The organism is Pseudomonas sp. RL_5y_Pfl2_73 (assembly GCF_963970515.1).
GTDB lineage: Bacteria > Pseudomonadota > Gammaproteobacteria > Pseudomonadales > Pseudomonadaceae > Aquipseudomonas.
Genome location: NZ_CAXAPD010000029.1, coordinates 18,830 through 41,973 on the forward strand (window position 1 = coordinate 18,830; position 23,144 = coordinate 41,973).

The 23,144-nt window shown below is 63.1% G+C and carries 20 protein-coding genes; 4 read left to right on the top strand and 16 right to left on the bottom strand.

The features are described 5' to 3' along the window. Nucleotides 1-207: 207 nt before the first annotated feature. Complete coding sequence (locus AACY42_RS23245) at nucleotides 208-1,161, top strand: alpha/beta fold hydrolase (RefSeq protein ID WP_339482592.1); 954 nt, start codon at nucleotides 208-210, stop codon at nucleotides 1,159-1,161. A gap of 138 nt (nucleotides 1,162-1,299) precedes the next feature. On the opposite strand, the gene AACY42_RS23250 is transcribed toward AACY42_RS23245, so the two are convergent. The 3 genes from AACY42_RS23250 to gabT form a co-directional block, all read right to left on the bottom strand. Then, nucleotides 1,300-1,788, bottom strand: a complete 489-nt coding sequence (locus tag AACY42_RS23250) for an Lrp/AsnC family transcriptional regulator (protein ID WP_003203167.1) — start codon at nucleotides 1,786-1,788, stop codon at nucleotides 1,300-1,302. Nucleotides 1,789-1,833: 45 nt separating this feature from the next. Next, nucleotides 1,834-2,490: a 2-haloalkanoic acid dehalogenase gene (locus AACY42_RS23255; protein ID WP_339482593.1), complete on the bottom strand. Its 657-nt coding sequence runs from the start codon at nucleotides 2,488-2,490 to the stop codon at nucleotides 1,834-1,836. A gap of 87 nt (nucleotides 2,491-2,577) precedes the next feature. Further along, entirely contained in the window at nucleotides 2,578-3,870 is a 1,293-nt protein-coding gene (gabT, locus tag AACY42_RS23260) for a 4-aminobutyrate--2-oxoglutarate transaminase (RefSeq protein ID WP_339482594.1), read from the bottom strand. 288 nt (nucleotides 3,871-4,158) lie between these two features. On the opposite strand from gabT, the gene AACY42_RS23265 reads away from it, so the two are divergent. The 3 genes from AACY42_RS23265 to AACY42_RS23275 all read left to right on the top strand — a co-directional run bounded on the left by AACY42_RS23265 (nucleotide 4,159) and on the right by AACY42_RS23275 (nucleotide 7,049). Next, the gene (locus AACY42_RS23265; RefSeq protein ID WP_339482595.1) at nucleotides 4,159-5,085 is read left to right on the top strand and encodes a 2-hydroxyacid dehydrogenase; all 927 of its coding nucleotides are present in this window, start codon (nucleotides 4,159-4,161) and stop codon (nucleotides 5,083-5,085) included. Nucleotides 5,086-5,441: 356 nt separating this feature from the next. Then, nucleotides 5,442-6,299 (top strand): GNAT family N-acetyltransferase, encoded by an 858-nt coding sequence (locus AACY42_RS23270; protein ID WP_339482597.1) that lies wholly within the window; start codon nucleotides 5,442-5,444, stop codon nucleotides 6,297-6,299. 42 nt (nucleotides 6,300-6,341) lie between these two features. Then, nucleotides 6,342-7,049 carry a cupin domain-containing protein gene (locus tag AACY42_RS23275; protein WP_339482599.1) on the top strand — a complete coding sequence of 236 codons (708 nt, stop codon included), beginning with the start codon at nucleotides 6,342-6,344 and terminating at the stop codon, nucleotides 7,047-7,049. Between the two features lie 270 nt (nucleotides 7,050-7,319). Here the strand turns inward: AACY42_RS23275 and AACY42_RS23280 are convergent, their stop codons facing one another. The 13 genes from AACY42_RS23280 to AACY42_RS23340 all read right to left on the bottom strand — a co-directional run bounded on the left by AACY42_RS23280 (nucleotide 7,320) and on the right by AACY42_RS23340 (nucleotide 23,091). After that, entirely contained in the window at nucleotides 7,320-8,399 is a 1,080-nt protein-coding gene (locus tag AACY42_RS23280) for a tartrate dehydrogenase (protein WP_339482600.1), read from the bottom strand. A 40-nt stretch (nucleotides 8,400-8,439) separates the two neighbouring features. Then, nucleotides 8,440-9,897, bottom strand: coding sequence for an NAD-dependent succinate-semialdehyde dehydrogenase (locus tag AACY42_RS23285; RefSeq protein ID WP_339482601.1), 1,458 nt, complete (start codon nucleotides 9,895-9,897; stop codon nucleotides 8,440-8,442). A 194-nt stretch (nucleotides 9,898-10,091) separates the two neighbouring features. Then, nucleotides 10,092-11,249, bottom strand: a complete 1,158-nt coding sequence (gene argE, locus AACY42_RS23290; protein ID WP_339482603.1) for an acetylornithine deacetylase — start codon at nucleotides 11,247-11,249, stop codon at nucleotides 10,092-10,094. Beyond that, on the bottom strand, nucleotides 11,246-12,400 hold the full coding sequence (locus AACY42_RS23295; protein ID WP_339482605.1) for an NAD(P)/FAD-dependent oxidoreductase: 1,155 nt from the start codon (nucleotides 12,398-12,400) through the stop codon (nucleotides 11,246-11,248). Before AACY42_RS23295 ends, argE begins: the two co-directional genes overlap by 4 nt. Next, complete coding sequence (locus tag AACY42_RS23300) at nucleotides 12,397-13,773, bottom strand: FAD/NAD(P)-dependent oxidoreductase (RefSeq protein WP_339482607.1); 1,377 nt, start codon at nucleotides 13,771-13,773, stop codon at nucleotides 12,397-12,399. Before AACY42_RS23300 ends, AACY42_RS23295 begins: the two co-directional genes overlap by 4 nt. Then, nucleotides 13,755-14,063 (bottom strand): (2Fe-2S)-binding protein, encoded by a 309-nt coding sequence (locus AACY42_RS23305; protein ID WP_014337750.1) that lies wholly within the window; start codon nucleotides 14,061-14,063, stop codon nucleotides 13,755-13,757. Before AACY42_RS23305 ends, AACY42_RS23300 begins: the two co-directional genes overlap by 19 nt. Beyond that, complete coding sequence (locus AACY42_RS23310) at nucleotides 14,060-15,904, bottom strand: ABC transporter ATP-binding protein (protein ID WP_339482609.1); 1,845 nt, start codon at nucleotides 15,902-15,904, stop codon at nucleotides 14,060-14,062. The genes AACY42_RS23305 and AACY42_RS23310 overlap by 4 nt, the downstream gene beginning before the upstream one ends. 1 nt (nucleotide 15,905) lies before the next feature. Then, the gene (locus AACY42_RS23315; protein ID WP_058544730.1) at nucleotides 15,906-16,781 is read right to left on the bottom strand and encodes an ABC transporter permease; all 876 of its coding nucleotides are present in this window, start codon (nucleotides 16,779-16,781) and stop codon (nucleotides 15,906-15,908) included. After that, nucleotides 16,778-17,734: an ABC transporter permease gene (locus tag AACY42_RS23320; RefSeq protein ID WP_339482610.1), complete on the bottom strand. Its 957-nt coding sequence runs from the start codon at nucleotides 17,732-17,734 to the stop codon at nucleotides 16,778-16,780. The genes AACY42_RS23315 and AACY42_RS23320 overlap by 4 nt, the downstream gene beginning before the upstream one ends. A gap of 43 nt (nucleotides 17,735-17,777) precedes the next feature. Continuing rightward, complete coding sequence (locus tag AACY42_RS23325; protein WP_339482611.1) at nucleotides 17,778-19,421, bottom strand: ABC transporter substrate-binding protein; 1,644 nt, start codon at nucleotides 19,419-19,421, stop codon at nucleotides 17,778-17,780. A gap of 85 nt (nucleotides 19,422-19,506) precedes the next feature. Next, complete coding sequence (locus AACY42_RS23330) at nucleotides 19,507-20,781, bottom strand: NAD(P)/FAD-dependent oxidoreductase (RefSeq protein ID WP_339482612.1); 1,275 nt, start codon at nucleotides 20,779-20,781, stop codon at nucleotides 19,507-19,509. A gap of 36 nt (nucleotides 20,782-20,817) precedes the next feature. Further along, a complete protein-coding gene (locus tag AACY42_RS23335) occupies nucleotides 20,818-21,486 on the bottom strand; it encodes a haloacid dehalogenase type II (RefSeq protein WP_339482614.1) in 669 nt (222 codons plus the stop codon). A gap of 720 nt (nucleotides 21,487-22,206) precedes the next feature. Next, a complete protein-coding gene (locus tag AACY42_RS23340; protein ID WP_339482615.1) occupies nucleotides 22,207-23,091 on the bottom strand; it encodes a LysR family transcriptional regulator in 885 nt (294 codons plus the stop codon). Nucleotides 23,092-23,144: the final 53 nt, after the last annotated feature.

The window sequence follows — 23,144 nt, forward strand, 5'->3', positions numbered from 1 at the left end:
TGGGTGGCTGCGCCACCCAACGGGAGCACGCGTCCTCACCACGAATATTCACCTCGCAACCGACGTAAAACGCAGCTATTGGAATTTTCTAATAGTTGCTATCGATACCCGCGCCGTTCTCGTCCTCAGCCTCTCTCTCTAATCTGCCCACCAACGCGATCGATGACGATCGCCGCAGATCAAACCGACCTTATGGAGAGAGAAACGATGAACACCTTCAACCGCACCCTCGCTGTCGCCACCCTGGCATTGGCCACCCTCAGTGCCGAGGCCGCATCGCCTGTCCAGGCCGCTGCCAGCGCGTCTGCTGCCGGCAGCGTGGTCCAGTCCGCCAGCTACATCACCACCCAGGATGGCGTGCAGCTGTATTACAAGGACTGGGGCCCGCGCGATGGTCAGGTCGTGACCTTCAGCCACGGCTGGCCACTGGACTCCGACAGCTGGGAAGGCCAGATGATGTTCCTCGCCTCGAAGGGTTATCGCGTGGTGGCTCATGACCGTCGCGGCCATGGTCGCTCCAGCCAACCTTGGGAAGGCAACGACATGGATCACTACGCCGATGACCTGGCGGCGGTGATTGAAGCGCTGGACCTTAAGGATGTCACGCTGGTGGGCTTCTCGACGGGGGGCGGTGAAGTGGCCCGCTACATTGGCCGTCACGGCACCGCTCGCGTGAAGAAAGCCGTGCTGGTGTCCTCTGTCCCGCCGTTGATGCTCAAGACCGACACCCACCCCGAAGGCTTGCCTATCGAGGTGTTCGATGGCCTGCGCAAGGCGTCCCTGGAGAACCGCTCGCAGTTGTACCTGGACATTGCCTCGGGCCCGTTCTACGGCTACAACCGCAAGGGCGCCAAGCCATCCCAAGGGCTGATCCAGTCGTTCTGGGTGCAGGGCATGCAGGGTGGCAGCAAGAATACCTACGACTCGATCGCGGCATTCTCGGCGACCGACTTTCGCGGTGATTTGAAGAAGTTCGACGTGCCGACCCTGGTGATCCATGGCGATGACGACCAGATCGTGCCTATCGACGCTTCAGGCCGGGCCTCGGCGGCGCTGATCAAGGGCGCCCGACTGATCGTCTACCCTGGCGCGCCGCATGGTTTGACCGAGACGCACAAGGATCGCCTGAACCAGGATCTGCTGACCTTCCTCCAGGAATAAAGCAGGCTTGCCACCAGGCATCCCCTGTGGGAGCGAGCCTGCTCGCGATAGCGGAGTGTCAGTCAGCATCCAGCTCTCTGACACACCGTCATCGCGAGCAGGCTCGCTCCCACAGTTGCTCCAGGATGGGTCATGGGTTCAATGCCGCAACAACTTACGCAACGGAATCTCGTCCTTGCGCACCGGTGACTTGATGACGATGTAGCTGAAGTACTTGGAGATGCCGATGTTCTTGTCCAGCAGGCTTTCCATCACGTCCTGGTAGTCCTGGATGCTGCGGGTCATGAAGCGCACCAGGTAGTCGTAGCCGCCGCTGATGAGGTGGCATTCGAGTACTTCATCCACCAGCCGGATGTTGGATTCGAACTTGGCGAAGTCCTCACGCTTGTGGTCGCTGAGGGTGACTTCGGTGAAGACCGTCACCGAATCGGTAATCTTGGCCAGATTCAAATGGGCCTTGTAGCTGGAAATGTACCCCAACGATTCCAGTCGTTTGACCCGTTGCAGGCATGGGCTGGCGGACAAGCCCACGGCATCGGCCAGGCTGACGTTGGTCATGCGGCCATCTTTTTGAAGCTCTACCAAAATGCTGATGTCGATCCGGTCCAGTTTCGCTAAACCTTCCATCGCATACCTCTTGCCTGCCGTTTGTAAGACAATCTTCTAACAAAATCAGCGTCGTAAGGACAGCTGATGCTGAGCGACCAGATCAGCCATGCTGTTGATACAGTAGTGCGCCGCACAGGGCGCGGGAGACATGTCGGCGTTACGGCAGATCAGGCAGACAGCCCCGACCGACCGTGGGCGGGCGCCGGGGCGGGTCACCTGGAGAATCGTCTCGGCGCTCAGGCCATTGGCCGCCAGCCAATCGTGATCCTGCAACGGGTCGCTCGCCAGCGAAATAAAATCATCAGGCTCGATGCCCAGGCGCTCGCACAACACGCCCCGGTCCTCGGCATCGCGATCCCCTTGTACCAACAACCGATAGAACTTGCGCAGGTAGAGCATCGCACCCGGCGCATCCTCGAACAGCGTCCAACCGGCAGCCGAGCGGGCGAAGCTCATGCCCTCCTCCCAACTGACCTTGAGCTTCCAGCGCTCGGCCAATTGACGGTGGGCGAAACACAGCAAGCCGCTGAAGCCCAATTCGCCGAAACGCGGATATAAGGCTTGCAGCACTTCGTCAAAATCGGCGAGCACCTGTGCTTTGTCCAACGGCTCGCCATGGTTTTCCAGCAGCGGCTGCAACGCCGTCCAGACGCCGGAGTCCCGATCCACCAGGACCTCATCGCAGTCGATCAACAACGCCCGATATTCAGTCAGCCTCATCTGTAAAGCCTCCGATGATGTCCCATCGATCAACGCTCCATTAATCGCCACTGACGCTTGCCCAGGCAAACGTCATGAACGCAGGCATCAGCCGAGGACGCGTGCCAAGGCGCCGTCGAGAATCTGCAACGCTTCGTCGATCTGCGCTTCGCTGGTCACCAGCGGCGCCAGGAAGCGCAAGACGTTGCGGTACACCCCGCACTTGATCACCAGCAAACCGCCGGCCCGGGCTTCGTCGATCAGGCGTTGGTTCAGGTCGGCGTCCGGGGTGCGTGCCTCGTCATGCTTGATCAGTTCGATCGCCAGCATGAAGCCGCTGCCGCGCACGTCGCCGATCTGCGGGTAACGGGTTTGCAGATGCAGCAGGCCCTGGCGCAAGCGCTCACCCAGGACTTCACCACGGGCCAGCAGCTGTTCTTGCTCGTACGCCTCGATCACCGCCAGCGCCGCCGCGCACGACAGCGCATTACCGCCGTACGTACCGCCCAGGCCACCCGGCAGTGGAGCGTCCATGATCTCGGCCTTGCCGACCACACCCGACAACGGCAAGCCACCGGCGAGGCTCTTGGCGACCGTGACCAGGTCCGGCTGGATGCCGGCGTGCTGGAAACCGAACCATTTACCGGTACGACCGAAACCGGTCTGGATTTCATCGAGAATCAACACAATGCCATGCTTTTGCGTCAATGCGCGCAGGCCCTGCAAAAACTCGGCGGGGGCCGAGAGGAAACCGCCATCGCCCTGCACCGGTTCGATGATGATGGCCGCGACCCGCTCAGGTGCCACTTGGGTGGCCAGCAGCTCGTCCAGCGCCTGGAGCGCCATGGCGCTGGTGACACCGCGATAGGCATTCGGATACGGCGTGTGGAAGACCTCCGGGGCGAACGGGCCGAAGTTCTGTTTGTACGGCTGGCTCATGCCGGTCAGCGTGGTGCCGAGCAAGGTCCGGCCATGGAACCCGCCGCGAAAGGCAATCACGGCCGAGCGGTTGGTGTGGGCCCGGGCAATCTTCACTGCGTTTTCCACCGCTTCGGCACCCGAGGTGAAAAATGCCGCTTTATAGGCGTGCTGGCCGCCGATCATTTCGCACAGGCGCTGGGCCAGGTCCAGGTAGGGCTTGTAGGCCACGACCTGGAAACAGGCATGGGAGATCTTCTGCAACTGGGCCTGCACGGCCGCGATGACCTTGGGGTGATTGTGGCCGATGTTCAACACACCGATGCCGCCGACGAAGTCCAGGTAACGCTTGCCGTCCACGTCCCACAATTCCGAGCCCTGGGCCCGATCGATCACCAGCGGGTGCGCGGTGACCAAACCACGTGGCACGAATTGATCACGCTGACGGAGCAGACTTGGGGTTTCTTCGACTTTACTGTTCATTGGCATTTCCCATCGTGAGCCTCGCACCCAGGAAGCGGCTGCGGTGTGTTCACAGGTTAAGCGTTCGACGCGATTGTCTAAGCCGAACTTGGTCGTTGAGAAATTCGGATCGACTGTTTACACCCCGGCAAACAGCAGAATCCTCCAGAAGCATTCCAGCCCCATGGAATCTGCCGCAAGAGGTACCTTGCAACGCAGCGCGATGCTGCTACGCCGGCCCTTTCGACAGATCCTGCTCTGGCGTTGAGGCATGCTAGGGGCTCCTTGATTTCAGGCGAGAAGTGACCCATGGCCCTGCTCTATAAAGCTGACCCGGTACGCGGCGAACACTGGCGGCGCCTGTTCGCCGAACACGCGCCGGATATCGAATGGCGTGCCTGGCCAGACATCGGCGACCCGCGGGATATTCAGTACCTGGCGGCCTGGCAGGCACCGGACGAGCTCGAAACACTGTTGCCCAATCTGCAGGTGCTGTTCGCCTTGTCAGCCGGCGTGGATCAGCTCGACCTTGGCCGCTTGCCAACGACGCTGCCGGTGGTGCGCTTGCTCGACCCCGGCATCAGCCAGGGCATGTGCGAGTACGCCAGTTTCGCCGTGCTCAGCCTGCACCGGGACATGTTGCGCTACCGCCAGCAACAGGCCGAACGGTGCTGGCAAGCGCACCGGCTGGTGCCCGCCGGGCAACGCCGGGTGGGCGTCATGGGCTTGGGTTTGCAGGCTCGGCAGATACTCGCCACCTTGAAGACCTTTGGTTTTGCCTTGTCGGGTTGGGCCCGCAGCGAGCATCGCATCGACGGGGTCGCGTGCTTTGCTGGCGACGAGCAACTGCCGGCGTTTCTCGGTCAATGCGACATTGTGCTGTGCGTCCTGCCGTTGACCGAGCAGACCCGAGGGATCCTCAACCGCCAGCTGTTCCAACACCTGCCCAAGGGCGCAGCGTTGGTCAACATGGGCCGGGGTGGACACCTGATGGAAGCGGACCTGCTTGAAGCCCTTGCCGACGGCCAGCTCAGCGCCGCGGTGCTGGACGTGCTGGAGCAGGAGCCGGCGCCCCCTGCTCATCCATTCTGGAGCCATCCACAGATCCTGCTGACACCGCATATCGCGGCGATGACCCAACCCGAGAGCGCATTTGCCGTGTTGTTGGAGAACATCCGTCGGCATCAACGGGACGAATCGATGCTGGGCCTGGTTGATCGTGAGCGCAGCTACTGATCGCAGCCCTGTAGGAGCAGCCGAAGGCTCGGCCCCGTTCGGACGATCCTTTGATCTTTTGATCTTTCGCTTGGGACTCAATTGCCAGGGAAAAGATCGCAGCCTCGTTGCACTCGGCAGCTCCTACACGGCGCCTGCAGGCAGCTCCATCTTTGCGCTGAACCATGAAATCCGACCCGGTATTTACTGCTGGCCAAGCCTATGATTTGAGCAAGAAATGTGGCCGACAGAGCCGTTGCTTATGGAAGCTACCGAATCGATTTACCGCACTTGCCAGGCCCGGAGGCAGGTGAGATACAAAGACTTTCAGTGCACACATCCATCCGATTTCGTTCCTAATTTTATGGTGATCAGCCATGTCCACTTCGCACCGCCCTACCTACATCTATCGCGCCATGACCGCCACCGACGTGCCTGCGGCCCATGCCTTGTCCGTGCAGTTGAAATGGCCCCATCGCCTGGAAGACTGGGCGATGTTGCAGCGCGTCGCCCAAGGGTTTGTCGTGCAAGACCAGGGCCGTTTGATTGGAACGGCGTTCACCTGCGCCCAAGGGGACTACGCCACCATTGGCCTGGTGATTGTCGACGATGAGTACCAGGGCCAGGGGATCGGTCGCAAGCTGATGGAACTGGCGATCGAAGCGTGCGGCTCGCGGACCGCCATCCTCAATGCGACCCTAGCCGGTGCCCCGCTGTATGCCAGCCAGGGGTTCGTTGATTTTGGGCATATCCAGCAGCATCAAGGGCAAGCGCTGGTACCGGCCCCACTGGAACTGGCCGCCGGCGAGCACTGCCGCGAGCTGAGCGAAGCCGATCACGCCGAGCTGATCGAACTGGCCAATGCCGGGAGCGGGCTGGAGCGGAGCGCTGTACTCAATGACCTGTTCGAGGTCGTTGAACATTCAGTGGGTATCGAGCGCGACGGTCACTTGTGCGCCTTCGCCCTGCTGCGCCCGTTCGGTCGTGGTCGCTGCATTGGCCCGGTCATCGCCCAGAACCTGGAACAGGCCCAGCACTTGATCGCCGTGCTGCTGGCTCAAGTGCCGGACGCATTCGTTCGCATCGACATCCCTTCAAACAGCGGCCTGGCCCCTTGGCTGGAAGAAGCCGGGCTCAAGCAGGTCGACACCGTCGCCCAAATGGCACGAGGCACACCCCCGCAGGCGACCGGTTCGGTTCGGCAGTTTGCGCCGGTGACCCAGGCCATTGGCTGAAAACCCACACGCCCCTCAACGCTTCCCTGGAGAATCACCTTCATGCTCGAACCCACCGCAGTGCTGTTGGCACACGCCGATGGCAGCCTTGCCTCAACCCCATTCACCCCGGGTTCACTGGGCGCCAACGATCCGTTCGACCGACTCATCGCCTATGCCGGCGCCGATGGCATGGCTGCCGGCGTGGTCCGGGTGAACGGGCTGTTCAGCGTCGATGAATACCCTTTCAGTGAGACGGTCGTGGTGCATGCCGGCGCAATAACGCTGCGCAGCCCGGGGCAGACGCTGCAGCTCAAGCCGGGTGAAAGCGCGGTGATCGGTCGGGGGTCGTCGCTGGAGGTCGAGGCGCAACCCGGCTCGCTCTGGGCCTTCTGTGCCGATACCCTGCGCATCGAAGCAAACCTTCCCGGGCTGACGGCACTCCCCACCCACACCCTGCTTTCGCCTTCCGCAGCACCCGATGACGCGATCCTGCTCAGCCCGCCGCCGCAATGTCGTTCGCACAACCTGTTCGTCGAGCAAGCGAGCAACCTGCGCATCGGTATCTGGGACTCGACGCCCTACACCCGCAAGTCACGACCGCACAAACTGCATGAACTGATGCACCTGCTCGAAGGCAGCGTCACCTTGCAGGCAGCCGATGGCAGCGACTTGACGGTCAACACCGGCGATACGGTATTCGTCCCGCTGAATGCCCCGTGCGCCTGGCAAAGCAGCGTTTATGTGCGCAAGGTGTACGTCGTCAAGTAATCCGGTGTACGGCAGCTCCACCGCTATCGCGAGCAGGCTCGCTCCCACAGGGGATTGGTGGTGGATGTGAAGTCTGCGGCCAACCGAGAACCCAATGTGGGAGCAAGCTTGCTCGCGATGGCGGCGGCACAGCCAACATCATCGCAAGCTGGTCCACCGCTATCGCGAGCAAGCTCGCTCCCACAAGGGGTTGTGGTGGGGGGTGGCAGATCAGCCAAAAAAAAGCCCGCAGTGTGAGCGGGCAAAAGGTGTCGCAGGTCAGGTCAAGCCTCAGAGCATCGCGGCGATGGCCCGGCCAACGTCCTGGGTCGAGCCTTGTCCACCCAGGTCGGGGGTGATGGGGCCTTCGGCGATCACCTGTTCGATGGCCTTGAGAATCCCATCATGGGCCGCGCGGTAGCGCTCATCGCCGTTACCCAGGAAATCGAGCATCAAAGCGCCGGACCAGATCATCGCGATCGGGTTGGCGATGTTCTGCCCATAAATATCGGGCGCCGAGCCATGCACCGGTTCGAACAGCGACGGGTAGCGGCGCTCCGGATCGAGGTTGGCCGACGGTGCGATGCCGATGGTGCCGGCGCAGGCCGGGCCCAGGTCGGAGAGGATGTCGCCGAACAGGTTCGACGCCACCACCACATCAAACCGGTCGGGCTGCAATACAAAGCGGGCGCAGAGGATGTCGATGTGCTGCTTGTCCCACTTCACGTCCGGGTACTGCTCGGCCATCAATGCCGTGCGCTCGTCCCAATACGGCATGCTGATGGAGATGCCGTTGGACTTGGTTGCCGCCGTCAGGCGTTTGCGCGGTCGGGTCTGGGCCAGGTCGAAGGCGAACTTCAGGATTCGGTCGACGCCTCGGCGGGTGAACACCGACTCCTGCAGCACGAACTCATGCTCGGTGCCTTCGAACATCTTGCCGCCGACCGACGAATACTCGCCCTCGGTGTTCTCGCGGATCACCACGAAGTCAATGTCCCCCGCCTTGCGCCCGGCCAACGGACACGGCACCCCCGGAAACAGCCGCACCGGGCGGATGTTCACGTACTGGTCGAAGTCGCGGCGGAACTTGAGCAACGAGCCCCACAGGGAAACATGATCCGGCACCTTGTCCGGCCAACCCACGGCGCCGAAGTAGATCGCGTCGAAGCCCTTGAGTTGCTCGAACCAGTCGGCGGGCATCATCTGCCCGTGCTCCAGGTAGTAATCGCAATGGGCCCATTCGAGCACTTGGATGTCCAGCGACAACTGCCACTTTTTTGCGGCTTGCTCCAGTACTCGCAGCCCTTCAGGCAATACTTCCTTGCCGATGCCATCGCCGGCAATGGCAGCGATTCGAAATGGTTTGCTCATCAATCGTGGCTCCCGGGTGTCTGTTCAAATGACGGTCGCATCACAGCCCACCGATGTGGAAGGCTTTGACTTCAAGGTATTCGTCCAGGCCGTACTTGCTGCCTTCGCGCCCCAGGCCCGACTGCTTGATGCCGCCGAAGGGCGCGACTTCCATGGAGATAAGCCCGGTATTGAGCCCGACCATGCCGAACTCCAGCGCCTCGCCGAAACGCCATGAGCGGCGCAGGTCCTGGGTGAAGTAATAAGCGCCCAGGCCATACGGCGTGGCATTGGCCAGGGCCAGGGCCTGCTCTTCAGTAGTAAAGCGCATCAGCGGCGCCACCGGGCCAAAGGTTTCTTCATTGGCCAGCAACATCCCGGCGTGGGCCTCGCCCAATACCGTTGGCTGGACAAACTGACTGTCGCCCTCGGGAACACCGCCACAGAGCAGGCGGGCGCCCTGGCTCAACGCATCGTCGATGTGCCGGGCGACTTTGTTCACCGCCGCGAGGTTGATCAGCGGGCCGATCATCACGTCAACCTCCAGCCCATTGCCGACCTTGAGCTTGCCCACCTCTTCCACCAGCCGTGCGGCGAAGCGTTCGTAGATACCGTCCTGCACCAGGATGCGGTTGGCGCAGACGCAGGTCTGGCCGGCGTTGCGAAACTTGCTGAGCATGATGCCGGCCACGGCCTGTTCCAGGTCCGCATCGTCAAACACGATGAACGGCGCGTTGCCGCCCAGCTCCAGGCTCAAGCGCTTGATGTGCTCGGCGCTCTGGCGCATCAGCAGGCGCCCGACCGCCGTCGAACCGGTAAAGGAAATCTTGCGCACCGTCGGGTTGCCGGTCAGTTCTTCGCCGATACCGGCGGGCATACCCGTCACGACATTGAATACCCCGGCCGGAATCCCGACCCGCTCGGCCAGCACCGCCAGGGCCAGGGCTGACAAGGGGGTCAGGTCCGAGGGTTTGACAATGACCGGGCAGCCCGCCGCCAGGGCCGGTGCGCACTTGCGGGTGATCATTGCATTAGGGAAATTCCATGGGGTGATGGCTGCGCAGACACCCACCGGTTGCTTGAGCGTGAGCAGGCGTCGGTCGCCGCTGGGCGCCGGGATGGTTTCGCCATAGACCCGCCGAGCCTCTTCGGCAAACCATTTGGCGAAACCGGCCCCGTAGCGGATTTCGCCTTTGGCCTCGTTCAACGGCTTGCCCTGTTCACAGGTCATGATCAGCGCGAGGTCGTCGAGGTTGTCCATCATGGCTTGATACCAGCGCTCCAACAGCGCTGCCCTTTCGGCCGCCGGACGCGCGCGCCACGCCGGCCAGGCCCGTTCGGCGGCCTCGATGGCGCGCCGGGTTTCCACGCCTTGCATGGCCGGTACACGGGCGAGTACCTGGCCGGTGGCCGGGTCGATGACGTCAAGGGTGGCGGCGTTGTCGGCGCCGATCCACTGACCGTCGACGTAAGCGAGTTCTGCCAACAGGCTGGGGTCTTTCAATTGATTCTTGAGCATGGTCGCGTCCTGTTCCGAGGTGATTCCAGTCTAAGGAGATGCCACGGGGCAGGATGCTGAAAGCGGGGTTTGGGCAGTGTTGGATGCTGAAATTTGCTGCGAGGCAGCAGGCTCTACCGAGTGGTTCAGCCCACGCCAGGCCCCTGTGGGAGCGAGCTTGCTCCCACAGGGGGCTGTGTGTGGCTTGGGGCCGGTTAGATTTTAAGGGAGCCGAGCAACCCTTCCAGAAACCGCTCCCCCGCCTCCATCTGGCTGATCTCGATGAACTCATCAGGCTTGTGCGCCTGTTCGATCGAGCCTGGGCCGCAGACCACCACGGGTACATCCAGGCGCTGCTTGAACAGGCCGCCCTCGGTGCCGAAGGAGACCTTGGCAGTGCCGGTATCCGGGGTGGCAAAGTTTTTCAGGAAGCGTACGGCTTCGACGCTCGGATGAGTGTCGAGGCCCGGATAGACGTTGAGGGTTTCGATCTCGATGTCCGCGACGCTGGAGAGTTTTTTCGCCTCGCACACGATCACCTCGGCGCGCTCGCGCAGTTGCTCCAGGAACAGGTCCAGATCGTCGTCCGGCAAATTGCGCACTTCGAAATCCAGGGTGCACAGGTTCGGCACGATGTTCAGTGCCTTGCCGCCGACAATCTGCCCGACATGCACGGTGCTGTAGGACACGTCGTAATCCGCATCCTGGGCGCCTTGCTCCTGCAATTGCTGCTGGCTCTGGCGCAACGCCGCGATGAAATCGCAGGCCACGTGAATCGCATTGACCGAGCGCGGCGCCAGCGATGAGTGCGCTTCCAGGCCGCGACAGTAGGTGCGATAGGAACCCTTGCCCTTGTGGCCGAGCACAAATTGCATGTTGGTCGGCTCGCCGATCACACACAGGAACGGTCGCACCGGCGCCAGGTGCAGCACGTCGAGCAAGCGCCGCACCCCCACGCAACCGATCTCTTCGTCGTGGGAAAGCGCCAGTTGCAATGGCCGGTTCAACGAATGGTCGGCGGCATCGAGCATGGCGTCGATGGCCAGCGCAATGAAACCTTTCATGTCACAACTGCCGCGCCCGTAGACCCGCCCATCGCGCACGGTCGCCTGGAACGCCGGAACGGTCCAGGCCTGCCCCGCCGCCGGCACCACGTCGGTGTGGCCGGACAGCAGGACCCCGGGCAAGTCACGCGGGCCGGTGCTGGCGAAGAGGTTGGCCTTCTTGCCGCTCTCATCCTTGACGATCAGCGACTCGATGCCCTTGCTCAGCAACAGCTCGCGCACGCACTCGATCAGGGCCAGGTTCGATTCTGAAGAGACCGTTTCAAACGCTAGCAGGCGTTCGAAAATGGCTAGCACGCGGGGTTTCATGAGGCCTTGCTCCGTTGCTCGGCACAAAGGGCGAACCGGCGGATGGAAAACGGCTCGATGAAGGTTCGAGTGCTGCCGGTGCTGATCAGTTCAGCCATGACATCGCCAACGCCCGGACCGAGCTGGAAGCCATGGCCGCTGAAGCCGAACGCATAGTACAAGCCATCGACGTTGCCACTGGGGCCCATCACCGGCAGGGAATCGGGCAGGTAGCCTTCGATGCCGCTCCACACGCGGATGATGTTGAGATTGCCAACGCCCGGCAGCAGCCGACGCATCTGGTCCAATTGATTGAGAATGCTGCGCGGCTCGACATAGGCCCGGCGGTTGAGCATGTCCGGCTTGCTGCGATAGCCGCCGCCGATGACGATATTGCCCCGGGGAATCTGGCGGAAATAAATCACTTCTTCAGGAATCTTGGTGTACACGCCGATCACCGTCGGCAAGGCATACGGCACCGGTTCGGTGACGGCCATTTGCGGGCCGTTGGTCTCCAGCGGCACCGGCTCGCCGAATTGCGCCGAGAGTTTCTGGCCCCAGGCGCCTGCGGTAATCAACAGTTGCGCAGCGCTGAACTGGCGACCATCGGTGGTGCTGATGCTGAACCCGTCACCGACCTTCTGCACCTGGGCCACCTCGGTGCGTTCCTCGATGCGTGCCCCGAGCCGCCGAGCCGCCCGAGCAAATGCCGGGGCTGCCAGACGCGGGTTGGCGTGACCGTCGTGAGGCGCATAGGAGCCGCCCTTGACGTCCTTGCCCAGAAACGGAAAACGCGCGTGCAGTTCGCTGCCGCGATAGATCTTCAAGTCCAGTTGCGCCGCTTCGGGGGCGGCCGCATAAGCCTCGAGTTCGGGAATTTCATCCTCGCGATAACACACGCGCATGTGCCCGCTGGCGATGAACTCCAAGTCGTCGTCGATCAGCTCCGGCAGGCGTTTCCACAGCGCCCAGGAGCGGTTCGCCAGTTCCAGTTGGCCGAGAAAACGCCCCTGGCGCCGCACGTTGCCGAAGTTCACGCCGCTGGCGTACTGGCCGATCTGGTCACGCTCGAGCAGGATCACCGACTGCCCCCGTTGGCGCAGGAAAAACGCCGCCGCCGAGCCCATTAGGCCGCCGCCGACAATCACCACATCGGCTTTATTGACCGTCATGGCGTCACCTCCCGTGTGAGCATTGAAAGTGGTTTGACGGGGGCCTGGCCGCGCTGGCGCCCCACCTCCTGCACCTGGACACCCGCTGCTGCAGCAATCACTTCGGCCCCAGCCTGGGAGCAATAACGGCCCTGGCAGCGGCCCATGCCGACCCGACTGAACGCCTTGGCCCGGTTGACTTCACAGGCGCCCTTTTCGCTGACGGTGCGGCGCAGTTCGCCGGCGCTGATCATCTCGCAGCGACAGACGATGGCTTCGTCCGGCAAGGCCTTGGCTTGTGCCGCTGGCCAGGGAAACGCCTGGGCCAGGCCGAGGCGAAACGCGTCCATCACCTTGAGCGCCTGGCGCTGCTCGGCGACCCGCGCGGCGTCCACCGGCTGCTGCAAATCGCCGAGCAACGCCAAGGCGACCAGGCGCCCGGCATGCTCGGCAGCGTCAGCGCCACGGATCTTCGAACCATCCCCGGCGGCGTAGACACCACTGACCGAGGTCCGTCCCTCTTCGTCCGTGTCCAGCAGCCATTGGCTGGAGGCCTCGTCAAAGCGCAGGCGGCAGCCCGCCAGGTCGGCCAGTTGGGTTTCCGGGCGCAAGTGATAACCCAGCGCCACCGCGTCGCACGCCACCGTCAAGGTTTCCCCGCTCGCGGTACGGACCCGCACACCGCTGACACCGGTGCTCGCCTCTCCCAGAATCTGCAGCGGCGAAATACCCAGGTGCACGGCAATCTTCGCCCGATACAACTGCGCCAACAGTTTCATGCCGGTGAACAGCAAACCCGGGCGCGCCATGAGTTTGGGCAAGGCTTTGATGCGCTGGCCCAGCGGCGATGTATCGAGCACCGCCGCGACGTTGGCGCCGGCCTTGAGGTATTGGCTGGCGACCAGATACAGCAACGGCCCGCTGCCCATGAACACCACACGGTGGCCGATGGAAACCGCCTGGGCCTTCAAGGCGATCTGTGCCCCACCGAGGCTGTAGGTGCCGCCCAGTTGCCAGCCCTCGATGGGCATCAGGCGGTCGGTGGCGCCGGTGCACAGGATCAGCGCGTCGTAATCCACCGTCGTGTGCTGGCCCTGGCTGACGCAGCACAATTGCCCGGGTGTCAGGTTCCACACCAGGGTGTCCGGGCGGTAGTCGAGCTGCGGGCGCAAGCGGTCGAAGCTTTCGTGCAGGTCACGGGCCTTGTCCGCCTCGGTGCCGTACAGCGTGGCGTAGTTGCGCGTGAACCCTTCGGGCTGGCGCCGGTAGATCTGCCCGCCATCGCGACGATTTTCGTCGAGCAGGATCGGCTTGAAGCCCGCTGCGACCAGGGTCTGCGCGCAACGGATACCCGCCGGTCCAGCGCCTACAATGACTATCCGCGCAGCGGCCATATCGCCTCCGGTTGTTGAGTAATGATGTCCAGCCCTTCGCGTACTTCATTGGAGCAGGCCCGCAGGCGCTCGCCGCTGCGGGTCCAGACCCAGCAATCCTGGCAGGCGCCCATCAGGCAGAAACCGGCCCGGCTGCCCGGATCGAATTCCGACTGGCGCAACGCCGGGCCGTGGGTCAGCAAGGCGACCATCAGCGTGTCGCCCTGCAACGCCTCGACCGGGACGCCATCGACTTTCAATTTGACGACGGGCCGGCCCTGTTCGGCCAGCCTCACGAAACGCGCGCTCATGCGTAGGCTCCCACGATCATGCTGTTTGAATCCTGTTGGCGCTTGAGCAGCTCGGCACTGTCGTGATGACAGAGCACCTCGCTGCCGCCGTCGATGATCCGCCGGGGCGGCGCGGTGTGGTTGCACAGGCCATCGACCCGCACCGGGCAGCGATTGAGGAAGGTGCACAGCTGCGGCACCTCGGCGCGCGCGCCCAACGCCGGCAGCGTGCCGCACGTCGTGGTGCCACAACTTTCCAGCCAGCCCTGGCGCAACTCCGGCACCGAGTGGATCAACAGGTCGGTGTAGGGATGGAACGGCGCCTGGGCGAACGATTGCCGGCTGCCCTCTTGAATCTTGTGGCCGCTGTACATCACCACGATGTCGTCGCACAGCGCCCGCACCGTGGAGATGTCGTGGCTGATGAACAGGTAGGACACCCCCAGCTGCTGGCGCAGGTCGCGCAGCAGTTCAAGGATCGCCGCGCCGACCACCGTGTCCAGCGCCGAGGTCACTTCATCGCACAGGATCAGGTCCGGCTTGGCCGCCAGCGCCCGGGCCAGGTTGACCCGCTGTTTCTGTCCGCCGGAGAGTTCGCTCGGGCGGCGCTCGGCCATGTCCCGTGGCAGACGCACCAGGTCGAGCAATTCGCCGATACGCTCACGCAGCGCCGCACCCTTGAGGCCGAAATACATCTTCAGCGGCCGGCTCAGGATGGTGCTGATGCTGTGCATCGGGTTGAGCGCGGTGTCGGCATTCTGGAACACCATTTGAATGCGGCGGAACTGTTCGTCCGTGCGTTCGGACAGGCTGCCGCCCAATGGCTGACCGTCAAACGTCAGCCCGCCCAGGGCCGGGGTCAGCAGCCCGGCCACCACCCGCGCCAGGGTCGATTTGCCCGAGCCCGACTCACCGATCACCCCAATGGCCTGGCCCCTGCGCACGGTCAGGTCGATGTCTTCGAGCACCCGGATCGCCGGCATGCCGTGCTGGTTCTTGTTGCCGTAGCCAGCGGTCAGGCCCTTGATGGTCAGCAGCGGCGTGTCTTCGGCCACGCCACAGGGCGGGCGAATGGTGGTGTCCGGCCGTGCCGCCGCCAGCAGGCTGCGGGTGTAGGCATGAGCCGGGCCCTTGAGCAGCGGCGCGGTGGCGCTCTGTTCGAAGATCTGCCCGCCGTTGAGCACCACGATCTGGTCGGCCATCTGCGCCACGACGGCCAGGTCGTGGGACACGTAGACCGCCGTCGCGCCGCGTTCGCGTACCACCCGCTTGAACGCACGCAACACGTCGATCTGGGTGGTCACATCGAGGGCCGTGGTCGGCTCATCGAGCACCACCAGCAGCGGATCGCTGATCAGCGCCATGGCCGCCATCACCCGCTGCAGTTGCCCGCCGGACACTTGATGGGGATAGCGTTGACCGATGCCTTCGGGGTTGGGCAGCGCCAGGTCGCGGAACAGTTCGATGGCCTTGGCTTCGAGCACGGCCCGGCTGCCCAGGCCATGGATCAACGCCCCTTCCACCACTTGGTCGATGAGTTGCTTGGCCGGGTTGAACGCCGCGGCGGCGCTTTGGGCGATGTACGACACCCGGTTGCCGCGCAGGCCTTGCAGTTCGCGCTCACTCAAGGCGAGCATGTCGTGCTCGCCAATCTGCACCACACCGCCGGCCAGGCGACAACCGCGCCGGGCATAACCGAGCAGCGCCAGGGCGATGGTGGTCTTGCCCGAACCGGACTCGCCGATCAGCGCCAGCACTTCACCTTTCTCCAGGGAGAAACTCACGCCCTTGACGATCTCCACCTCGCTGCGCTCGCCACAGGCGACCACGCGCAGGTTCTCGACTCGGATCAATTGGCTCATATCAATGGCCTCCCGTACGTCGGTTGCGCCGCGAAGACAAGCGGTCGATAAACAGATTGACGCCAATGGTCAGGGTGCCAATGGCCAGGGCTGGAATCACGATGGCCGGCGCGCCCTGGTTGAGGCCGCCGATGTTTTCCCGCACCAGCGAACCCAGGTCGGCATCCGGCGGTTGCACGCCCAGGCCGAGGAAGCTCATGCCGCTGAGCAGCAGGACGATGAAGCCAAAACGCAGGCCCAGGTCGGTCAGCACCGGGTTGAGCATGTTGGGCAGGATTTCCACACAGGCGATGTACAGCCGGCGCTCGCCACGGGTGCGGGCCACTTGCACGTACTCCAGGGCCTCGATGTTCACTGCCATGCTGCGGGCGATACGAAACGCCCCCGGCATGAAGCTGAGCACCGCCGTGCAGATCAGCAGGGTCACCGACGAGCCAAACGCCGAGACCATGATCAGCGCCAGCATCTTGCTCGGGATCGAAATGAAGGCGTCCATCAGGCGGCTGATCAGCTCATCCAACCACTTCGGCGAAACCACCGACAGCAGCGCGCAACTGGTGCCCAGCCCACTGGCCAGCACCGCCGCCACCAACGCCAGGCCCACCGTGAAGCGCGCGCCCACGAGAATGCGGCTGAGCATGTCACGGCCCAGATAATCGGTGCCCATCGGATACGTGGCGCTAAGGTTGTCAAAGACATTGTCGGAGACCACTTCCCCCACCGGGTGGGGTGCCAGCCATGGCCCGAAGATAGCCACCAGCAACCAGATCACACACATCGCGGCCCCGATCAGGCCGAGCCAGGGCGTTTTGCGCGACACCTTGCCCAAGGCCAGTTCGGGTGCCGCAGGCGGGGATTTCACAATGAGATTGTTCATTGGTTTCTCAGCCTCGGATTGGACAGGATCGCGCACAGGTCAGCCACCAGCACCAACACCAGGTACGCCGTACAAAACAGCATGGTGCAGGCCTGGACCAACGCCATGTCGCGGTTGGTCACGGCATCGACCATCAGGCTGGCGATACCGGGATAGTTGAAAATCGTCTCGACGATCACCACCCCACCCAGCAGGTAGGACAGGCTCAGGGCGATGGCATTGGCGATCGGCCCGATGGCATTGGGCAAGGCATGGCGCAGCACCACCCGCACCGGACTCACGCCCTTGAGACGGGCCATTTCCACGTAGGGGCTGTCGAGCTGGTCGATCACCGCCGCCCGGGTCATGCGCGCCATTTGCGCGACGATGACGCAGCACAGGGTCATCACCGGCAAGGCATAGGTGCGCATGAATTGCAGCGGCGAAGTGATCTCGCTGGAATAGGACAGCGCCGAAAGCCAGCCCAGGTTCACCGCAAAGATCAGCACCGCCAGGGTGGCGACCAGGAACTCCGGCACCGCCACCATCGTCAGGGTGAAGAAACTCAGCAAGCCGTCGATGCGCCCCCCTCGCCCCATCGCCGAACCGATGCCCAGGACCAACGCCACGGGCACCGACACCAGCGCCGTGGCCGCCGCCAGCATCAGGGTGTTGGGGACCCGGCCAGCCATCAACTCGGTGACCGGCGTGGCGTTGGAGATCGACACGCCCATGTCGCCGCTGAGCAGGCTCATCAACCACTGCAGGTAGCGCAACACACCTGGTTGGTCCAGGCCCATCTTCACCCGCAGGGCCGCCACTTGCTCAGGCGTGGCGAACTGTCCCAGGGACTGTTGCGCCGCGTCTCCCGGCAACACCGCCGTAATGGCGAACACCACCATCGATACGATCAACAGGGTCACGACCGCTGCGCCCAGGCGCCGGCCGATCAACCAAAGTGTGTTGCTATTCATCGCCCTACCCCTTGTGCCATGTCACGCCGCAAGACAACACGCATCAAGCCTCAAGCCAGACTTGCTCGGCGAACATATAGCCCATGAAACCGCCCAGCGGGTTGGTGCCATAACCTTTGACGCGCTGGTCGACGCCATCGATGTTGCTGATGAATACCGGGATGCCGATGCCGCAGTGGTCATGCACCAAGGTCTGCATGTCCGCGTACATCTTGCCGCGCTTGGCTTCATCGGTTTCACCGCGAGCCTGCACCAGCAACTGGTCGAACTGCGGGTTTTTCCAGCCGGATTCGTTCCACGGCGCCGTGGACTGGAAGAACTGCGAGAACAGCATGTCAGCGTTGGGCCGCGGGTTGATGTTGCCGAAGCTCAGCGGGTGCTTGGCCCAGTGGTTGGACCAGTAGCCGTCGCTCGGCAGCCGATTGACGTTGAGCTTGAGCCCAGCCTCCTTGGCCGATTGCTGCAACAGCACGGCAACGTCGACCGAACCGGTGGCGGCCGGCGAGCACATCACCGGCATGCTGATGCTTTCCATGCCGGCCTTCTTCAGCAGGAAACGGGCCTTCTCCGGATCGTAGGTCCGTTGCGGCAGATCGGCATTGTAGAAACGCGCGCCGGGGGCAATCGGGTGGTCGTTGCCGACCCTGGCGAAGCCACGGAAGATCGCCGACTTGACCTGCTCGCGGTCCAGCAGCAGTTTCATCGCCTCGGTGAACTCCGGGCTCTGGCCGGGCATCTGGTCCTGGCGAATGATCAGGTCGGTGTAGTTACCCGACGGCGAATCCACCACGCGATGGGTGGTGCTGTCCTTGATGCGCGTGGTCGAGCGCGGGTTGACCTCGTTGATGATCTGCACGTCGCCCGACAGCAATGCATTGACCCGTGACGGCTCGTCGGCAATGCCGATGAATTCGATCTCGTCCAGGTACGGCAGGCCAGGCTTCCAGTAGTTGGTGTTGCGCGCACCGATGGAGCGCACCCCAGGCTTGAACTCCTTGACCTTGAACGGACCGGTGCCGATGCCTTGGTTGAAGTCGCTGGTGCCCTCGGGGACGATCAACAGGTGGGAAATGGCAAGGATCGACGGCAGCTCGGCATTCGGACCGCTCAGGCGTATCTGCACTTCATGGGTGCCGGTGGCCTTGACCTCGGCAAACTGCTCGGCCAGCGGCAAGACCTTGGAACCGGTGATCGGGTCCTTGTGGCGCATCAGGGAAAACACCACGTCGGCGGCGGTGAGGCCCTTGCCATTGTGGAAGCTCACTTCCTTGCGCAGGGTAATCACCCAAAGCGTGGCGTCGGTGGTGTCGATGCGTTCGGCCAGTTCCAGTTGCGGCACCATGTGGCTGTCGAAACGCGTCAGGCCGTTGTAGAACATGTAATGACGAACGTAGTCCGTGGACGATGAGCCTTTGGCCGGGTCCAGGGTATCGGCGGTGGAACTGGAGATACCGGCGACCCGGATACGCCCGCCGGGCTTGCCTTTGCCGGGGCTTGCCTGCTCATCGGCAAGCAGCTTGCCGGCGGCGCCGAACAGGCTGCCGGCACCCGCTGCGGCCACACCGGCCAGTCCGAGCATCTGCAATGCATGACGACGTGACATGCCGCGGTTGAGCCCTTCGAAAACACGCAGACTTTCTGTACCGGTGATCAACTGGTCTTTGATGCCGTTTTTAGTGTCACTCATGTCAGTTCTACCTTTCGGAAAATGATAGGGCTCGATTACGTGCGTTAACGCAACGTGGTTGAAACGCCAAACAACCCGGTGAAACTCAGTGCAGGTAGTCCTGCAAGCGGTAATACGCGCCGACCAGCGGCAAAAACCAAGGTTTGCCGAAGTGCCCGGGGATGGCCGGCCAGTCCAGTTCGCGCCAAGGGTTGGCCTCGACCTTGCCGGCCATGACCTCGGCCATGACCTGCCCCATGTGCACCGACATCTGCACGCCGTGGCCGCTGTAGCCCATGGAGTGATAAACCCCGCCATGCTGGCCGGCCCGGGGCAGGCGATCGGAGGTCATGTCCACCAGGCCGCCCCAGCAATAGTCGATCCGGGTGTTCGCCAACTGCGGGAACATCTGCACCATGGCGGCTTGCAACACCTTGCCGCTCTTGGCATCGGACACGCTGTCGGACATGGCAAACCGCGCGCGGCCGCCAAACAGCAAACGGTTGTCCGGGGTCAGGCGAAAGTAGTTACCGATCATGCGGCTGGTGACATAGGAGCGCCGAGCCGGCAGCAAGCTGTCGATCAGCGCCTGGGGCAAGACCTCGGTGGCGACCACGAAACTGCCCACCGGGACAATCCGCCGCCGATACCAGCCCAGGCCACCCTGCTGACAGGTACCGGTCGCCAGCAGGATCTGCGAGGCTTGCAGCGCCCCTTTGCTGGTGTTGACTCGATAGCCGCCGGCACTGGCCTTCCAGTCCTGCACCGCCACGCCCTGGAAGATCAACGCACCGTGACGGGCGGCCGCTTCGGCCAGGCCGACGCCGAAACGCCCGACATGCATCTGCACGCCATTGCGCTGCAACAGGCCACCGTGAAACTGCGCCGAATTGACTTCCGCCCGCGTCTCCTGGGCCGACAGCAGCTCGACCTCGGCATCGACTTGCTTGCGGATCAATTCACAGGTGCGCGCCAACCCTTCGTAGTGCATCGGCTTGGCGGCCAGCTTGAGCTTGCCGTTGCGCTTGAGGTCGCAAGCGATCTGCTCTTGCTCCACCAGCGTCACGACGCTCTGCACGGCGCTTTCATAGGCTTGGTAATACGCCCGAGCCTTGTCGGCGCCGAGGCTGGCGGTGAGTGCCGCGTAATCCTGGGCCACGCCGGTACTGCAATGCCCGCCGTTGCGCCCTGACGCCTCGCCAATCACCCTGCCCGCTTCCAGCACCGCCACGCTGGCCCCCTTCAAGGCCAGGGCCCGCGCCGCCGCCAAACCGGTGAAGCCGCCACCGACGATGGCGACATCCACCTGCCCGGGCAACCCGCCGAGCTGAGCACCGGTGAACGCCGGTGCGGTGTCGAGCCAATAGGACTCACTGCCCATGTCTAACCCCTTTCGCCTTCAAGCGTGCGTCGAGACTCAGAGCCCGACCAGCGCGGGCAACCCGCCGATGTCCGAGATCTGGTGGTAACCAAAGGCAGCGTTGGCCGGATGTTCATGACCGCGGGCGACGAAGGCTTTGTGCTTGATCTTCATGTCGTGGGCCGACATCAGGTCGTAACGGAAGCTCGACGACACATGCAGGACGTCTTCCGGTCCGCAGCCAAGGTTATCGAGCATGAATTCGAACGCGGCCAGGCGCGGCTTGTAGGCCTGGGCCTGCTGGGCCGTGAAGACTTTATGGAACGGTGCGCCGAGCTTGTCGACGTTGGACATGATCTGCTCGTCCATCGCGTTGGAAAAAATCACCAGGGGGATCTTGTCGGCGATTTTCGACAGGCCCGCCGGTACGTCGGCGTGGGGGCCCCAGGTTGGCACGGCGTTGTAATAGAGCTGGCCTTCGCCACGATATTCAACGCCCCAACGCTTGCAGACCCGCATCAGGGAGGTCTTGATGATTTCATCATAGGGCCGCCAGTCCCCCATCACCTGGTCCAGGCGATAAGCGGAGAAATCCTTGACGAACTGGTCCATCTGCCCGGCATCGACACGGTCAGCGAACAGCTCGCGGGTCATGGTGCCCATCTGGAAATTGGTCAACGTGCCGTAGCAGTCGAAGGTGATGTACTTGGGTCGAAGAAAGCTCATGAGTGCGGTCCTGGATTGTTGTTGAAGGCTCGACGAGGCGAACGATGGCGCCTTTCGTGAGGCATCGGTGCAACGCTGCATCACGTTTTCATTACAACACCATGAGACCGTGGATAAATCGTTAAAAATACCGGCCGCTTGGTACAAACCACCGTTTTGCGGGGCTCGCTCAGCAGACTTTGCGGGATGCTCCAGGCGTGGGCGTCGTGCCGTGTTTCTTTGGGTTTGCGGGCAGTTATGGTGCGCCAAACGACTCTGCAAAGCGTTGTTTTCGGCAGAATCTACGCTTGGCGCAACAGCTTCAGCATCCCTGGTGAATGGGCTGGCGTCATCGCGAGCAGGCTCGCTCCCACAGGGGGTTAGTGCTGGACACAGGTTCAAGGAACGCCGCCGATCCATTGTGGGAGCTTGCTCGCGAAAGCGGTGGGTCTGCTTGCAGGTGTGGTGAATGGGCTGGCGTCTTCGCGAGCAGGCTCGCTCCCACAGGGGGTTAGTGCTGGACACAGGTCCGAGGAACGCCGCCGATCCTTTGTGGGAGCGAGCCTGCTCGCGAAAGCGGTGGGTCTGCTTGCAAGTGTGGTGAATGGGCTGGCGTCTTCGCGAGCAGGCTCGCTCCCACAGGGGGGTTGGTGGTGAACACAGGTTCAAGGAACGCCGCCGATCCACTGTGGGAGCGAGCCTGCTCGCGATGGCGGTGGTTCAGTAGGAACAGTGCCCTATTCAGACCTTCAGTTCGGCCTCCAGGAAGCTCACCAACGCCTGCACCCGCACGCTGCGCAGTTTGCGCGAGGGCACCAGCAGGTTGATGGGGGCGCTGTCGAATTGCCAATCGGCGAGCACCCGTACCAGGCGGCCGTCGGCGATGGCTTTGCTGACGTCCCATTGCGAACGCAGCACCAGCCCCAGGCCCTGTTCGGCCCAGCGTCGGGCCACGCTGCCATCGTTGCTAAACAAGGCAGGCTTGATTCGCAGGGTCTTGCGCCCGTGTGCATTGCGCAGGTGCCACAGGGTGACATCTTCATCGTTTTCACGAATACAGATGCAGCGATGCTCGGCGAGTTGCTCCGGCGCGAGCGGTGTGCCGTTCTGTGCCAGGTAAGCGGGGCTCGCGCACAGCCATCGGTCATTTTGCGTGAGGGGCCGGGCGACCCACTGGCTGTCGCTCAGGTGACCGATGTGTATCACCGCATCGCTGTCATGACGGTCAGGCCAGGGCGTTTCCCGGAGATCCAGATGCAGGCACAGCTGCGGATGCAACCTGGCAAAACGGGCCAGCAGCGGCGCGAGGCGTTGGCGTCCATAGCCGAACGGTGCCGCCAGCCTGAGGGTGCCGGCCAGTTGATCGTCTTGCTGCTTGAACGATTCGGGCAGCGCCTCCAGCTGTTCCAGCAACAGCGCACTCTGGCGCGAGAAACGCTCGCCGTCAGCGGTCAGGCTCAGCCGCCGGGCGTCGCGATTGGCCAAGGTCAGGCCCAGGCGCGTCTCCAGTTTGCGCAGGCGCATGGACAGCGCCGGTGGCGAGACATTAAGGGCCCGTGCCGCGGCGCTCAACGATTCGCAGCGTGCCAGCGTCACGGCCATGCGCAGGTCTTCGAGGCTGATCATTCAGTTCAACTTAATGATTGATGACAGCGCATTGAACCACGACTTTACGATGA

What these genes read in the sequence shown, in the direction of transcription:
- AACY42_RS23245 (WP_339482592.1), top strand. Translation starts at nt 208, where the DNA reads ATGAACACCTTCAACCGCACCCTCGCTGTCGCCACCCTGGCATTGGCC.
- AACY42_RS23250 (WP_003203167.1), bottom strand. Translation starts at nt 1,788, where the DNA reads ATGGAAGGTTTAGCGAAACTGGACCGGATCGACATCAGCATTTTGGTA.
- AACY42_RS23255 (WP_339482593.1), bottom strand. Translation starts at nt 2,490, where the DNA reads ATGAGGCTGACTGAATATCGGGCGTTGTTGATCGACTGCGATGAGGTC.
- gabT (WP_339482594.1), bottom strand. Translation starts at nt 3,870, where the DNA reads ATGAACAGTAAAGTCGAAGAAACCCCAAGTCTGCTCCGTCAGCGTGAT.
- AACY42_RS23265 (WP_339482595.1), top strand. Translation starts at nt 4,159, where the DNA reads ATGGCCCTGCTCTATAAAGCTGACCCGGTACGCGGCGAACACTGGCGG.
- AACY42_RS23270 (WP_339482597.1), top strand. Translation starts at nt 5,442, where the DNA reads ATGTCCACTTCGCACCGCCCTACCTACATCTATCGCGCCATGACCGCC.
- AACY42_RS23275 (WP_339482599.1), top strand. Translation starts at nt 6,342, where the DNA reads ATGCTCGAACCCACCGCAGTGCTGTTGGCACACGCCGATGGCAGCCTT.
- AACY42_RS23280 (WP_339482600.1), bottom strand. Translation starts at nt 8,399, where the DNA reads ATGAGCAAACCATTTCGAATCGCTGCCATTGCCGGCGATGGCATCGGC.
- AACY42_RS23285 (WP_339482601.1), bottom strand. Translation starts at nt 9,897, where the DNA reads ATGCTCAAGAATCAATTGAAAGACCCCAGCCTGTTGGCAGAACTCGCT.
- argE (WP_339482603.1), bottom strand. Translation starts at nt 11,249, where the DNA reads ATGAAACCCCGCGTGCTAGCCATTTTCGAACGCCTGCTAGCGTTTGAA.
- AACY42_RS23295 (WP_339482605.1), bottom strand. Translation starts at nt 12,400, where the DNA reads ATGACGGTCAATAAAGCCGATGTGGTGATTGTCGGCGGCGGCCTAATG.
- AACY42_RS23300 (WP_339482607.1), bottom strand. Translation starts at nt 13,773, where the DNA reads ATGGCCGCTGCGCGGATAGTCATTGTAGGCGCTGGACCGGCGGGTATC.
- AACY42_RS23305 (WP_014337750.1), bottom strand. Translation starts at nt 14,063, where the DNA reads ATGAGCGCGCGTTTCGTGAGGCTGGCCGAACAGGGCCGGCCCGTCGTC.
- AACY42_RS23310 (WP_339482609.1), bottom strand. Translation starts at nt 15,904, where the DNA reads ATGAGCCAATTGATCCGAGTCGAGAACCTGCGCGTGGTCGCCTGTGGC.
- AACY42_RS23315 (WP_058544730.1), bottom strand. Translation starts at nt 16,781, where the DNA reads ATGAACAATCTCATTGTGAAATCCCCGCCTGCGGCACCCGAACTGGCC.
- AACY42_RS23320 (WP_339482610.1), bottom strand. Translation starts at nt 17,734, where the DNA reads ATGAATAGCAACACACTTTGGTTGATCGGCCGGCGCCTGGGCGCAGCG.
- AACY42_RS23325 (WP_339482611.1), bottom strand. Translation starts at nt 19,421, where the DNA reads ATGAGTGACACTAAAAACGGCATCAAAGACCAGTTGATCACCGGTACA.
- AACY42_RS23330 (WP_339482612.1), bottom strand. Translation starts at nt 20,781, where the DNA reads ATGGGCAGTGAGTCCTATTGGCTCGACACCGCACCGGCGTTCACCGGT.
- AACY42_RS23335 (WP_339482614.1), bottom strand. Translation starts at nt 21,486, where the DNA reads ATGAGCTTTCTTCGACCCAAGTACATCACCTTCGACTGCTACGGCACG.
- AACY42_RS23340 (WP_339482615.1), bottom strand. Translation starts at nt 23,091, where the DNA reads ATGATCAGCCTCGAAGACCTGCGCATGGCCGTGACGCTGGCACGCTGC.